14 protein-coding genes are annotated in these 14,409 nt (G+C 54.7%); all 14 read right to left on the bottom strand.

Annotation, left to right across the window (positions count from 1 at the left end; translation table 11 throughout):
* On the bottom strand, positions 1-567 hold a 567-nt coding region (locus tag DXD48_RS10285), incomplete at its 3' end, for a dTDP-glucose 4,6-dehydratase (protein WP_233514990.1).
* A 2-nt stretch (positions 568-569) separates the two neighbouring features.
* The gene (gene rfbA / locus DXD48_RS09720; protein WP_117565029.1) at positions 570-1,457 is read right to left on the bottom strand and encodes a glucose-1-phosphate thymidylyltransferase RfbA; all 888 of its coding nucleotides are present in this window, start codon (positions 1,455-1,457) and stop codon (positions 570-572) included.
* Positions 1,458-1,545: 88 nt separating this feature from the next.
* Positions 1,546-2,247 (bottom strand): IspD/TarI family cytidylyltransferase, encoded by a 702-nt coding sequence (locus DXD48_RS09715; protein ID WP_117565028.1) that lies wholly within the window; start codon positions 2,245-2,247, stop codon positions 1,546-1,548.
* A gap of 2 nt (positions 2,248-2,249) precedes the next feature.
* Positions 2,250-3,821, bottom strand: a complete 1,572-nt coding sequence (locus DXD48_RS09710; RefSeq protein WP_117565027.1) for a phosphotransferase — start codon at positions 3,819-3,821, stop codon at positions 2,250-2,252.
* A complete protein-coding gene (locus DXD48_RS09705) occupies positions 3,805-5,064 on the bottom strand; it encodes an oligosaccharide flippase family protein (protein ID WP_158548980.1) in 1,260 nt (419 codons plus the stop codon). Before DXD48_RS09705 ends, DXD48_RS09710 begins: the two co-directional genes overlap by 17 nt.
* Entirely contained in the window at positions 5,057-6,175 is a 1,119-nt protein-coding gene (locus DXD48_RS09700; protein WP_255413216.1) for a CDP-glycerol glycerophosphotransferase family protein, read from the bottom strand. Before DXD48_RS09700 ends, DXD48_RS09705 begins: the two co-directional genes overlap by 8 nt.
* 41 nt (positions 6,176-6,216) lie before the next feature.
* Positions 6,217-7,209, bottom strand: coding sequence for a glycosyltransferase family 2 protein (locus DXD48_RS09695; RefSeq protein ID WP_117565024.1), 993 nt, complete (start codon positions 7,207-7,209; stop codon positions 6,217-6,219).
* Positions 7,206-8,474: an O-antigen ligase gene (locus tag DXD48_RS09690; protein ID WP_158548979.1), complete on the bottom strand. Its 1,269-nt coding sequence runs from the start codon at positions 8,472-8,474 to the stop codon at positions 7,206-7,208. The genes DXD48_RS09695 and DXD48_RS09690 overlap by 4 nt, the downstream gene beginning before the upstream one ends.
* Positions 8,475-8,482: 8 nt before the next feature.
* Entirely contained in the window at positions 8,483-9,481 is a 999-nt protein-coding gene (locus tag DXD48_RS09685) for a glycosyltransferase family 2 protein (protein ID WP_147324170.1), read from the bottom strand.
* A gap of 12 nt (positions 9,482-9,493) precedes the next feature.
* The gene (locus tag DXD48_RS09680; protein ID WP_117565021.1) at positions 9,494-10,624 is read right to left on the bottom strand and encodes a glycosyltransferase; all 1,131 of its coding nucleotides are present in this window, start codon (positions 10,622-10,624) and stop codon (positions 9,494-9,496) included.
* A 2-nt stretch (positions 10,625-10,626) separates the two neighbouring features.
* Complete coding sequence (gene rffA / locus DXD48_RS09675) at positions 10,627-11,787, bottom strand: dTDP-4-amino-4,6-dideoxygalactose transaminase (protein ID WP_117565020.1); 1,161 nt, start codon at positions 11,785-11,787, stop codon at positions 10,627-10,629.
* A 34-nt stretch (positions 11,788-11,821) separates the two neighbouring features.
* Positions 11,822-12,466, bottom strand: a complete 645-nt coding sequence (locus tag DXD48_RS09670) for a sugar transferase (protein ID WP_117565019.1) — start codon at positions 12,464-12,466, stop codon at positions 11,822-11,824.
* Between the two features lie 3 nt (positions 12,467-12,469).
* A complete protein-coding gene (locus DXD48_RS09665; protein ID WP_233514989.1) occupies positions 12,470-13,267 on the bottom strand; it encodes a sugar transferase in 798 nt (265 codons plus the stop codon).
* 54 nt (positions 13,268-13,321) lie between these two features.
* On the bottom strand, positions 13,322-13,867 hold the full coding sequence (gene loaP, locus DXD48_RS09660) for an antiterminator LoaP (RefSeq protein WP_233514988.1): 546 nt from the start codon (positions 13,865-13,867) through the stop codon (positions 13,322-13,324).
* Between the last annotated feature and the right edge of the window lie 542 nt (positions 13,868-14,409).

The raw sequence follows: 14,409 nt of genomic DNA, 5'->3' as shown, positions 1-14,409 counted from the left end.
GTAGGGGCCGTAGTTGTTGGAGCAGTTGGAGATCGTGGTGCGCAGGCCGTAGGTACGGGTCCATGCGCGCACGAGCATGTCGGAGGAAGCCTTGGTCGAGCTGTACGGCGAGCTCGGGTGGTACGGCGTCTCCTCGGTGAACTTCGCGGGGTCGTCGAGCGCCAGGTCGCCGTAGACCTCGTCGGTGGAGACGTGGTGGTAGCGGACGCCGTATTTGCGGACGGCCTCCAGCAGGCGGAAGGTGCCCTCCACGTTGGTGCGCAGGAACGGCTCCGGGTCGGCGATGGAGTTGTCGTTGTGGCTCTCGGCGGCGTAGTGCACGATCGCGTCGTGGCCGGGGACCAGCCTGTCCAGCAGCCCGGCGTCGCAGATGTCGCCGACGACGAGCTCGACCCTATCCTCGGGCAGCCCGGCGATGTTCTCGGGGTTGCCGGCGTAGGTCAGCTTGTCCAGGACAGTGACGTGGACGCCCGGGTGGTTGTTCACGACATAGTGGACAAAGTTGCTGCCGATGAAGCCGCAGCCACCCGTGACGATGATGTTCTTCGGTTCGAAAATGTCTGTCATATTTACCTCCTCTTAGCCTCGCTGGCCACATTCAAAAGATACTTGCCATATGCGGTCTTCTTCAGCGCTTCGCCCAGTTCATATAACTGTGTATAGTCGATAAATCCGCGACGATAGGCGATTTCTTCCAAGCATGCGATGTAATATCCCTGGCGGCTCTGGACAGCCTCCACGTACTCGGCAGCCTTCAAAAGACCTTCGGGCGTGCCCGTATCCAGCCACGTCATGCCTCGGCCCATCAGCTCGACCGACAGTTGACCTTTATCTAGATAGGCGTTGTTGATGCTCGTAATCTCCAGCTCGCCGCGTGCGCTCGGTTTAACGTTTGCCGCGATGTCGGAAACTTGCCCATCATAGAAGTACAGCCCTGGTACTGCATAGTTCGACTTTGGGGCCTCGGGCTTTTCCTCAATGCCGACAACCCGATGATTCTGGTCGAACTCCACCACGCCAAAGGCGCTTGCGTCTTGCACGGGATACCCGAAAACAACGGCCCCGCCGCGACCTTCCACTCTCTCTTTTGCGCGCGTAAGCAAGCGAGTGAGGTCTTGACCATGGAACATGTTGTCACCCAGAACCAGCGCACACGGCTCGCCGGCAAGAAAGTCGCGCCCGATAGTAAAAGCCTCTGCCAGACCGCGAGGCACGGCCTGCTCGGCGTATTCTAGTCGCATTCCCAACTCGGAGCCATCGCCGAGAAGCTCCCTGAACGCCGGTAGGTCACGCGGTGTCGAGATGACAAGCACTTCGCGTATGCCCGCCAGCATCAACACGGACAACGGGTAGTACACCAACGGTTTATCGTAGATCGGCAGCAGCTGCTTGCTCATCGCCTTGGTTATAGGATGCAGACGAGTACCCGACCCGCCCGCGAGGATTATGCCTTTCATATCCCCTATCATCCTTTCAATAGCCAGCCTATTACGAAGTGGTCAAACTAAAGGTAATTAAATAATTTACAGCTTCCTCCTAAGAGCTTCACTTCCCAGCCAGAACCCATCCCTTGAACAGCCTCAGATCCTCGGCCGTCGTGATCTTGATGTTCGCGGTCGAGCCCTTCGAGAACCATACACGCTCCCCCATCGCGAACATCAGGCTCGTGGTGTGCGGCTCCACCTTGTCCAGAAGGCCGCGGCGGGCGCCCTCCTCGTAGACCCACTTGGCGTATCCGTAGCGCAGCGCCTGCGGGGAGTTCAGGCACATGACCTCGTCGCGGTCCACGAACTCGCTCGTTCCCTCGCCGTCGCCCGGGGTCGCGGCCAGGTACACCTGGCTGTGCGCGGGGCTGGCGTTGCCGTGCAGCCCGCAGACGCGTATCGCGTCGGAGATGACCTCGTCGGACACGAACGGGCTGGCGCCGTAGTGGACGAGCACCTGGTCGTCGTCGGAGATCTCGCCCTCGAGGTTCCTGAGGCCGCTGATGACGGAGTCCTGGAACTCCCTGCCGCCCTCGGCCACCCAGCGGACCTTGTCGAAGCCGCCGGCGTCGCAGATGGCGCGCAGCTCGTCCTCGTAGCCCTTGCGGCAGACCACCTCTATCGCGTCGACCTCGGGGTGGTTCTGGAACCTCTCGATGGTGTAGGACAGCACGGGGCGCCCCAGGACCTCTATGAACTGCTTGGGCACGTCGGCGCCCACCCGGGTGCCGCGGCCGCCGGCTAGTATTATCGCTACGTTCATCTCTAATTATCTCCATACATCTCGAGCGCAAGCGGGAGGTAGAGGTTGAGGGCGCGCCAGCTCCGCAGCATGAAGAAGCCGTCCTCGCCCAGCGTGTCCTTGAACAGGCACCAGCACATCCAGTACCAGGAGCACAGCGCGAACACGCCGTAGGCGTGGCGCCTCTCCCCGGGGCTCGGCTCGCGCCCGAAGTACAGCGCCAGGATCTCGTCGCCCTTCTCGCGCGAGAGCCCGTCGCGCACCACCATGGTCGCCAGGTCGTTCATCGGGTCGTTCATGCCCGCGTACTCCCAGTCGATCATGCAAAGGCCCTCGTCGCCGACGATCCAGTTGACCGCGTACGTGTCGTTGTGGCAGAGCACCTTCGGCCACTCGTCGAGCTCCACGTGGTGCCATACCCGGACCAGGCTGTGCCTCAGCCCGGCGAGGCGCCCCACGGCCTCGCCCTTCCTCGGGGACGCGAGCTCGAGCAGGCGGTCGCCCTCGGAGAGGAGGTCGACCGCGAGCGCGCAGGAGGCGCCGCTCTCGTGGAACGCGCGGATCTGCCCCACGCCCGCCGCGAGGTCCGCGGGGTTCTCGTAGTCGAAGGAGCGCGACGAGGGCACGAAGCGCGAGAGCTTCCAGCCCTCGGGGCTGATGTCGATGACGGAGGGGTCGATGCCCAGCTCCATCGCCGTGCGCTCGGCAACCACCTCGGCGTCGCGGTCGACCAGGGCGGAAGAGCTCACGCCCGGGTGCCTGTAGACGTACTTCTCGTGCCTGAGGTGGAACGAGAACGAGACGTTCGTCAGGCCCGCGTTCAGCGGCTTGATGTGGGTTATCTCTTCGGGTTCGCACGAGAGCAGGCTGCAGATGTTGGCGATTGCGGCGGGGCTCACGTTCGCGAGCACGCCGTCCTCGCCGAGCTCCTCCATGCTGTCGAACTCGAGCATGCCCTCGGGGGCGGCGGAGGCGAAGAGCGGCAGCTCGTCGGCATGCCGGCCCCAGAACTGCTCCCACAGGAGGCCCTTGACGCCGATGTAGCCGCGCTCTCGGTCGTAGAGCCCGAAGAACCGCTCCGCCCACTCGGGCGCGATATAGGCCGCGCCCACCATGCAAGTGCCCGAGGGGGCTCCGCAGCGGAGGTTCGCCAGCCGCCCGTCGGCGCAGACGTCAGCGACCAGCTCGCGCGTGGCGTCCCCCTGCTCGCGCACCATGCGCACGGAGCGGTCCCCGCCGCCGAAGCCGACGAACGGGTTCTCAGCGTACCAGTGGTCGGCGCAGCACAGGAAGGAGCCGCCCAGGCGGCCGCGAACGAGGTCCAGGCTCGAGAGGTTCGACTCGTCTGCCCAGCGGGTGCTCAACACCAGGTCGACGCCGAACCTGTCCTCGAGGTAGAAGAAGCGCTCCTTCTCGTAGCCCACAACCACGGCGATGTCCTCGACGCCCGCCTCGCGAAGCTGGCGGATCTGCCGCTCGATGAGCACCTCGCCCTTGTATTCGAAAAGCCCTTTGGGCTTGTCGTAAAGCGGCGGGAAGAACTGGGACGATTTACCGGCGGCAAGGATAATCGCGGTTTTAACCCTGTTGCTCATTGGAATTTTTCCTCCGTATGTCTCTCAAGCCCTCGATAAACGAGAAGGCGCGAATTAACAGCACAACGGTTTCCGTAACAGCAGTCGCATAGCAAATGTTCAGCGCGTTCAGTTGTCCATAAATCCAGAGCACGACAAGGAAAAGAACTTGAATTACCGCTCCAGCGACCACAGAAGAGTTTGAGACTCCGGCCTTGCCCATAGGAGTAAGGGCCGGGAAACCTAGGAGATATGAGGCGAGTGAAATCGGAATGAGCGTGATAAGGATTCGCAGATAGTCTCCGGATTCAGCGTACCCTTCACCAAAGAACCACTCGCATAGCCCAGGCGCAAAGACGGCTACAACAATGCATGCGGGTACGAGCAGGACTTCGCCAAATACGATGATTTTGACCAGAAGACGGTAGTTCTTAGTTCTGATCATATAGGGAAACATGCTATCCGCAATTGGCGATGAAAGCCCTTTTCCTGCATTTACCGCATTGGTGCAAGCCGTAAAACGCCCTAGCTCAGCGGAGCCAGGAGAGACGACTCCCAAAACCATGGTGTTCAAGGAGGAATAGAACGTAGAGGCAACTCGTGAAACAAAATACTGCGCAGAATCCTTCATGCTTCTCCACACATCGGAGACCCCGATGTGACAAAGACAGACTCCGTATTTGCCGCGAAGATGGAATAGTAGAAAGATGTCCGCAATTGCAGAACCTAAAAAATAAAGGAGAGGAACGAGCATGTACTGCGTCGAATCCTTGACGAACACGAAAACGCCTACCAGGAACACGCTCTTTACGACAAGGGTGCTAACCGTCACCATTTTCATATCTTCTAAGCCGCGGTAGGCAAAATCAGGCAACAGCGCACTTGCAGCGGCATAAAGTAAATAAAAAAAATAGAGAAGAGGGTCTTCAGCAAATTGTGGAACGGTAAGGCATAAAACCGCCAGCACCAGACCGCATAGAAGCGCAAGCACGATTTTCGCCAAGGACGCAGCAGTCAATGCTACGGAAATCTTCGCCCGGTCAAGTCCAGCACGGGACACCTCGGCAGTTGCTGAGAGGATAAACCCAAAGTCAATAATTAGGTAAGCATAAGAATAGAATGCCGTCCCGAATCCGATACGGCCATACACTTCCGGACCTAGAACGCGCGTAAGGTAGGGCAAGGCTATAAAGCTAAATAAATAGGAGGTCGCCAACAATATATACAGAGCGAGCGTATTGCCCGCAAGTTTTTTATCAGCCAAGAATGTCCCCAACCGTCGATCCGTTTTTAGATAAGGAAATAATCATTTGAGCAACCTGTTCGTCACCATGGCCATCATCCTGAAAGCCAATTAAGGAGAAGAACCGATCAAGTGCCTTGCGATAGTCCATTTCGTCAAACCCACGAGCGTTAGCGATAAGCTCATCGCTAGTTCGAGCAACAGAGAAAGGCCGATCTTCGAGTGAATAATAGAAGCCTCTGTCGCACGAATAAGCATCAAAGTCAGGGGCATATACAAAGCCAGGCCGCCCGGTAAGCGCAAAATCCTCAAGAATAGAAGAGTAGTCGGAAACCATTACGTCAGTCGCAGCCAAAAGCTCTTGTGCATCCAGATAGTCAGTCGCATCGAGGTAGCCGTTTAAAAACTCCGGCCTGGTTAACTTCGCAATGTTTGGATGAAGCCGATAGGCAAAGACGTAATCTTTCCCAAATCTCTCCGAGATTGCTCTTATGAAAGCATCGAAATCGAACCGGTATTGATCAACCGACCAATCGGCTCTGAATGTTGGCGCGTATAGGCAAATAGAAGCATCATCATCTACCCCCAGCGTCCTTCGCACTTTCAGCCTTGCTTCCTCATCCCCAAGAATCAATGGCCTGTTTCTGGGGACGCCGCACCTGACGACAGGGCCGTCGTACCAAAACGCCGTGCGATATACATTTTCATAAAGATCGTTATCGGCGAACATCAAGTCAGTCAACGCACCATCAGCTTTTGCATAGTCCACATACTCAGGCTCAAGGTGGTCTTTAACATCGCGCTCAACTCGCTTGGGAGAAATATAGCAATGCCATGTATGAATATAAATTTGATCACTGCGCTTAAGAACGTAACGCGGTGATCGCACATTGTCGACCCAAAACCGCGCAGTAGCAAGTTCTTGCTGCGCGGCAAAACTTGTCCTGCGAACCTGCCTTATATAAGAAGGGGCGGTGCGATCTTCTTCGTTAACGAGCAGAACTAAATCAAATTCGTTTGGGCATAGTCGTTGAAGCGCCTCGGCGATATATTTCGGATTACCCAGGTAACCCCTACCCACGTTGCACATAAGGACAACTTTGTTGAACTGAGTTCTACTCGCTAAACTCAAAATCTTTCCAAGGCCGCTAAGCGCACGTCCCCTTAAATTGCTCAACTTCTAAATCCCTTCAATAATTCAACAGTCAGAACTACAGCCCTTGCCATTCGATGATTGCCACACTGGAGACAGCGAACAAGAAACCAGTTATCGAACCGTAGGGGTGTGCCGACAATACGCTCGAAGACACCGAAACGATGCATCGCGGAAGCTATTTCAGAAAAGCCATCCAGAGGGTTCCGATTAGCCACTTCATTGATTTTTTCGAGATATATGTATTGATCAACCTCACCACGTTTAGCGGCTTCTAGACAGTCATCCCCCCATTTGCTCCCGTATGCGATTAGACGTTTGTTTACACGCGCCACATCAGTTAATTGGCTAGGCTTAAATCGTGAAGTGCTTGCTCCATCATTGGGCCGGTAGAAATAAAGCGCCTCGTCCAAACAGAAAAGAGAGCTGGAAGCATCGACAATAGGAAGGAGCTGGAGTAAATCCTCGCCATGCATCAGGCCCGCATAAGCCCCATAGGTTGACTCCCTATCTATGCGGCAAAGACGAAAGGCTTTGCCGCATAGATTGTTAAACCGCCCTGTACAAACGTGCTTCTTTACGATGTTGTAGCCCTCACCAGAATAGAAGCCGTCGTCAAGCGGATCGGAGTCATCGAAAGTAGAGAAATCTGACTTACGCGAATAACGAAACGAGATAATGTCAGCATTCGTGCGGTCAATTGCCTTCGAAATCAAGTCGAGCGCATCAGCTCGCAAGCAATCATCCCCGTCGAGTGAAATGACGTAATCACCTTCGGCAAGAGCGAGGCCATTTCGCCTAGCGAGAAGGAGACCTTGATTCTCTTTGTGTACGACCTTAACCTTGTCGCTAGCGGTAGCAAATTCATCGGCAATTGTGCCAGTCAAGTCGGTCGAACCGTCATCAACGACAATGAGCTCAAAGTCCTGAAATGATTGAGCCGTGACAGATTGCAGACATTCGAACAAGTATTTTTCTACATTATAAGCAGGGACGACTACTGAAAACCTCACGCTGCCGCCTCCATCGACTGGTTGTTTGTAATTTCAATAGAGCAAACTGCCTCGCGTTCGCCATATTGCCAAAGAGCGAACAGTCCTCCCAGGGCAAAACCAACGAGTACGTCACCGCCTCCGAACTGGATGAAGGAAACGATAAGGAAAATAAGGATGAACGCTTCAAACGGAGAGCCAAGTTTATCCAAGAAACACCTGTTGAGGAAGGAGCAGACCATCGCTATGAAAATGAAAAATCCAACGATTCCGAAGTCGAGAAGAACCTGGAGAAAGTACATATGAACGTTGTCCTCAGCGTATGCTAAACCGCTAATAAGAGAGACATGATTGATCGCGTTTCCTGCTCCCGCTCCAAATAGTGGGGCATCCAAAAAAGTTGGGATTGCGTAATCCCACATTCTCAATCTGCCGAGCGAACCATCATCCTGCCCCGCTTCAAGAAGACGTTCGATTACGATATTGCCGTTAGCGGCAAGCGCGATGAAAGCACAGACAATGCAGGCGACAGCCAGGAACAGCCTAAGAGAGACCCCTCGTTTGCCATTTTTAAAAACAAAGATGTAGACAAAGGCGAGAACGCAGATAATCAAACTAGCTCGCGAGGCATAAATCATCGACAGAGCAATGGCACTAAAAAAATAAGCCTTGCCACGTCGGTTGCAGTCAAAGAAAACGCAAAACATTGCCAGCCAAGAACTTTCAATATTCACCCCGCCCAAGAAGAAGGTCGGGAGCCAAGGGTGCCCCATATACTGGTTGGCCAAGAAGTAAGTGATGCGGTCATGGTAGAAGCCTAACTTGAGAAAGACGAGGCCCATCATGACAATAGCTACGGTCTGAGCTACTCTTTTCCATTGCGCAACAGTAAAATCACGCCCGAGATTATAAAAACAAGTCGCAATCATGTACATGAAAACGTAATGCCACGAGGCGGCATTGAGCCCATAGGCCAAATAATCGAAAAAAGAAATGATTAATAATTCGAGGAGCCCGATAAAAAACCACTTACCGGGCAGCATCCATTTCATTTTTAAAGTAAAAAGGCTGTATATCAGCACCACGAACATCATGAGGTGATAGGGCTTTACGGTACCGGTCTCAATACCAAATGGGCTGGAATCTTGAAAACAAAGCGCCAAAAGAAACAAAAAAGCAAGGATCATTGGGGCAGTCCAAGTTCTGCAAAGATTTCCTTTGGCACCATCAGAAGTGCCATTGGCGGCAGTCCTGATGTTACGTTCGCTCAATGTAGCAAAAGCCATATAATCACCTATTGGGCGTGAAGCAGTCGTCGATAAGCATCGCAGAAGACGCAAAAAGGAACGCGTCCCATCCTCGATATTGAAGCCGCCAGTTTTTCCTTCTTGCGCGCCTTCGGGTCGCGAATCACTGTCGCAGAATATTTCTGCAATTCCTTCCACATCGTTGCCTGAGCCGCCTTGTCCTCCTTGGGAATCTGGGAGAAAACTACGCGACAGATTGCAAAACAGCGCGAGCATGTCGCATCAGAGAGCTGTGGGTACCATTCGGTCATTTTGATGCGCATGCGTCGGGTAATCTCCAGACAGCTCGCTATTTTCTTTGGATTAAAAGTACCTCGCATGATGCTGGTAGGGCGCTGCCGATAAGCATATAGATCGGTCGCCTTCAGTACGGCGACCTTTCCGCACTCGTGAGTGAACCGATAGGCAGTCTCATCATCCTCGTAGTAAAGCCCCTCGGGGAAGTAAACCTTCTCGACAAGATTTCGCGTATAGAGTCGCCAAACAGCGCCGGCCCAACTCTTCTGGTACAGAACCTCTTCCTGGTACTGTTCTTCGCTCAGTAGCTCGTACTCGCTCGCGGCCTCAACGTCCCGCCCCAGCTCAGGTTCCTCCCCGTCAAAGAAGTCGACACCGTGTCTCATGGCCGCCATCTCTGTACCGGTCTGTTTAATGGCTCGATACAACGCCTCGAAGAAAACGGGTGAGATATAGTCATCGCTGTCGATGAACCCGACGTAGTCCCCCTCGCAAGCCTTGACACCCGTGTTGCGAGCAGCGCTGAGCCCGCCATTCTCGCGATGAACGCACTTCACACGGTCGCACGCGGCTGCATATCGATCACATATCGCCGGACAGTTGTCCGTCGAACCGTCGTCGACCAGAACTAACTCGATGTTAGGGTAAGTCTGCGCTAAGATGCTTTCGACGCACTCCTCGAGGTATCTCTCGACGTTATAGATGGGCACCACGACCGAGATTAAGGGCGGCTTGGTGGAGGCAGCCATATTAGTTTTCAATTATCGTCCCATCTCCGCTAATGCGTTGGCGTAGTAATCCTGCAGCCTAAACGCCTCGGCCCGAGAGTCAAAGCCGGAGGCGATGCACTCATCGGTGCGAGACGTGCGTTCCTTTCCACGGCTGCAGACGACGTTTATCTCTTCGGCCCACTTCTTGGCGCCGTCAGTCAGGGATATAAAGTGCCCTTGGCCGCAGAACGATGCCTCGGTCGTGATCTCACTCGAGAAAAACACTTCAGCACCCGCACACTGGGCCTCAAGACCAACAACAGGAAGTCCCTCATATAGACTCGGCAGCAGGAAACAATCCATCGCCTGGTAAAACCCGACGATGTCCTCCCTGCGACCCAAGTACATCACGCGGTCGGTAAAGCTGTTAGCGTCCATGTAGGTGAGCATCTGCTCCTTGTACTCGCCGTCGCCGATGAGCAGGAACTTTGCCTTAGGATTGAGTTTGCACAGCTCCCCCACGACCTCCATCAGGAACATGGGGTTCTTCTGCGCAGCGAACCTGCCAATGAACCCTGCGAGCAACTCATCGTCCGCAACCCCCAGCTCTGTGCGTGTCCTTGCTCGAAGGACGGGGTCGAAGGAGTTCTTGCGCGAGTCGATGGCAGTTTTGAAAACGCTAACCTTCCCCGCGTCGAAAAGAGCGTCGCCGAACTGCCAGCGGCCGCAGTCCTCGCCGCAGGACATATAATGTGTTGCAAAGAGCTTTGAGAATCTGCGCAAAATAAGCTTGAGTACGGTCTTGGGCTCGCGCTCGTTTGCCATGGACAGACTCTCGGAGATGCGCACCGGGATCCCGCACTTCTTGGCCACGCGCAATGGAAACAGATTCATCGTGCTGTTATAGGCGTGCAGCACATCGAAGTGCTCCCGCTTGAACACGTCGGCCATATCGGACATGTTCTTCGCTATATTCTGGTAAGGGGCGATGATATGGACGCGCCCGCCGCGAGCCTCAATTTCCTCGGTCGGCACGGCGTTGGAGTCGGAGTCGCAGATGAAGTGGACCTCGACCTTCTCCGGGTCGAAGTTGAGAAAATACTGCATGGAAAGCGTCTTCTTGCCGCCAGAATTCATCTTGCCTTCAATGAAGGCCACTTTAATGGGACGTATTTCACCCATTCCTACGCCCTCGCCTTCTTGAGAAAGTACTCTGTGGCGCAGGAAACGACATACTCAAAATCCTCAAGCGACATACCGTAGTACATAGGCAGACGAACCAAACGATCAGAATCGGGAGTAGTGTGTTCATCCTCTCCGCTGAAGCGGCCGAACCTCTCGCCTGCTGGAGCGGAATGCAAGGGAACATAATGGAACACGCACCCCACGCCATGTTCTTTCATGAATGTAATGAAAGAAGTTCGGGCCTCCAGATCGCGCAACTTGATATAAAACATGTGCGCATTATGCTCACAGCCCTTGGGAATGCGCGGAAGCTCCAAAAGGCCTTTTTCCGCAAGGGGTTCAAAGGCGGCGTAATAGGCTCGCCATGTTGCCAGACGATTCTCGTTGATTTCGTCGGCGTGCTGGAGCTGGGCCCACAGATAGGCTGCGTTGAGCTCGGAGGGAAGATAGCTCGAACCGAAGTCGACCCAGTTATACTTTGCGACTTGGCCGCGGAAGAACTGTGCGCGGTTGGTACCCTTCTCACGGATGATCTCCGCGCGATCGCAGTAAGCGGAATTGTTGATAGAGATGGCGCCGCCTTCGCCCATCGAATAGTTCTTCGTCTCATGGAAGCTATAGCAACCAAAGTCACCGATAGTGCCGAGAGCACGTCCCTTATAGGTAGCAATGACAGCCTGCGCCGCATCCTCGACAACTAGAAGGTTGTGGCGCCGGGCGATATCCATGATAGTATCCATCTCGCATGCGACGCCAGCATAGTGTACGGGCACGATAACACGAGTACGTTCAGTGATGGCGGACTCGATTTTCGTCTCGTCGATATTCATGGTGTCAGGACGGATATCAACGAAAACAAGTTTCGCACCAGCAAGAACAAACGCTGTTGCCGTTGAAGTAAATGTAAACGAAGGGAGAATGACCTCATCGCCAGGCTTTAGATCGCAAAGAATTGCAGCCATCTCGAGAGCACTAGTACCGCTCGTGGTCAGCAGAATCTTATTGGAGTTGAAGCGACTCTCAAGCCATTCGTTGCACTTTTTTGTAAACAGGCCATCACCAGCAATCTTGTGGTTGACCTCAACTGCCTGTTGGACAAACTGGATTTCATCCCCTACGCAAGGAGGAATATTGAACGGCACTGTTCTATTGCAAGACATTTATTTCACCTTTCTATAATTAGTGTTTCAAAAATCAACGACCGGTTTTGGAATTGCCGAACATGGCGCCAAAAGTACCTACGAAGCACTTCCAATCCATGCGGAAACAGCGATTGCGTACGTAGCGAAGCTCAATCTGTTGACGCAAGCCGCTTTCAAAGGTCGCAGCATTGCGGTCAGTCGCCTGCCATAGGCCAGTGATGCCCGGGGTGACGCTCAACAGCTCTTCCTTCTCCTCGTCGGAGAAGTGTTGCTCCAACTCTTCACGCGTGATGGGACGCGGGCCGATAACGGATAGGTCACCCTTAAGTACGTTGAGAAACTGCGGCATCTCATCGATGGAACATTTACGGATGAACTGGCCCACCTTGGTAATGCGGGGATCGTTGTCGACCTTGCGCTCGACCTCCCACTGGTTTAATTGCTCAGGGTTTAGGTACTTATGCACATCGTTAGCGTCAGTGACCATGCTGCGGAGCTTAAGCACTCGAATCGCCCGACCGCCCCTGCCCACTCGCTCTTGCGCGTAGATGGGCCGTCCCGGCGATTCTGCGCATATCGCTGCGCATACACCGGCTATAGGCATCGCGAGAAGCGCCGTGCAAAAGGCGCTGAATACTATGTCGAACGTTCTCTTGCATATGCGGTAGAAGAGGGTTCCCGTTGGTTTCCTAGACATGGGCTAACACCCCGCCATTGGAAAAATCTCGGGAAATGCCTCTAGCAGGCACCCCCCCGTTATTACTTCAATGACTGTAAGGGCGATGATTTTTAGATCGGTAATCACGCCGCGCTTAGCGATGTACTCCAAATCACGTCGCACCATGCCATCGAAGTCCGTGTCGTTGCGGTCGGTAACCTGCCACCAGCCGGTAATGCCAGGCTTCACTGCCAAGCGCTGCAGGTCGTACTCGGTGTACTGCGCAACCTCATTCGGCAACGGCGGACGGGGTCCGACGACGCTCATCTGCCCCAGGAACACGTTCAGAAACTGAGGAAACTCGTCGATGGAGTGCTTGCGGATGAACCTGCCGATCCTGGTGACGCGGGGGTCCTCCTTCATCTTGAACATGGCCCCGGCAATCTCGTTTTGCTCCTTGAGTTCGGCGAGGCGCTCGTCGGCGTCCTTGTACATGGAGCGGAACTTCCACATGCGGAAGGTTGATAGGCTGCCGTCACGGTGGGTCTGGCCCACGCGGATCTGGCTGTAGAACGGGTTGCCCTCGCTCTCAAGGCGGATGGCCGCGGCGAGCACAAGGCTGGGTACGGCGATGACAGCCAGCACGCAGCCGCTGAACACGATGTCGAACGCGCGCTTAACGGTGCGGTAGGCAAGGCGCGAGCGATCCCAGTCCATAATGGATTGCGTGGCCCTGTAGCGGCCGACGCCCTCACGCCGGTCCATGGCCTGAGCAATCAGTGCCGCCCCCGCGGGCGCATCCGTTGTATATTGAGTTTTATCCGACACGTTCTCTTCCAACACTTCGTCCCCGGGTCGGGGATCCTCCCTGTTCTGAGTAGCGACCGTCTGCAGCTAGGCGATCGCCTTTTTAAGGTTGCGCATGACGCGCTGCTCACTTGAAAGCACGGCAAGGCCAACGCGCGTAGTTACGCGTCGGCCGCACAGGTCGAGCTCCAAATAAGCAGTGCTCTTGCGTCTGTTAATGGTTTTGATAAGGCCTTCGTGACCCAGCAGTGGGCCTGCCGTAACTACGACCTGGTCACCGTCTTTAAGGGCTTCGCTCATGGGCACTACGCGGTCTCCCCTATGCGTAAAGCTGCCAATAAGCTGGACCTCTTCTTTTGCCAGCGGCACAAACTGTCCGTCCTGGGATAACACCTTGGCAAAGTCGTCCATGCGAAGCAGATACTGTTGCACGGTGCGGGGATCTGCCGTATCGCAGATAAGATAACCGGGAAAGAGCGGCTTGGTCGTATTGACCCATTCGCCGTGTACTTTAATCTCGGTTTGAAATTGGGGATAAAAGAGCTCCTGCATGGCACCAGCCGGCACCATACGCTCAATGCGCTCGCGCATTATATCTTCGCGACCGTTAATGACCTGGATTACATACCACACGAGCACCACCCCCTTGCTGTCTTACGTGTGGCTCACGGGGTTTGGGTATGGCTTCGCCAGGGCGCTTGTGCGCGGAGGCGCTCCATATTCAAACCCTGAGCCCAGTCAGACAAGCACGTGGCTCTGCCCCACCGTGAACGGTATGTATAAATGCAGTTGCTAGAGACGCGGACGTGTATCGCAAAATGACCGCGCCCCCAGCTGACTGCGTGCGAGCCAGTCAAGCGGGTTCAAAACTGGACCGCACGCAAACAGCTGAAGGACTGCTGTGGTTTGCCAAAACAACCAATTACACTGCCGAAAGCGAACTTATAAATAGCCGCAAAAACAAGTGCAAAATCGCGCATGGCAATCGATATTGGACCTCATGGTGTTTCTGGCACCGCCGTTACGGCCGGATGCTGATCGACCCTGTGCTATGCGGCCTGCTGGAGCCGTGAGCACAGTTGAAGTCATGTACGTTAGTTATCCTAGCACAAGCTGTTAGTGAAACTGAGGTGACGCATAATTTCTTTCGCAAATTGACAACCGCATAGCGGAAC

This window comes from Collinsella sp. TM05-37, assembly GCF_003436455.1.
Lineage (GTDB): Bacteria > Actinomycetota > Coriobacteriia > Coriobacteriales > Coriobacteriaceae > Collinsella.
The sequence above is the reverse complement of the archived record's forward strand: the minus strand, read 5'-3'. Positions and strand labels throughout refer to the sequence as shown.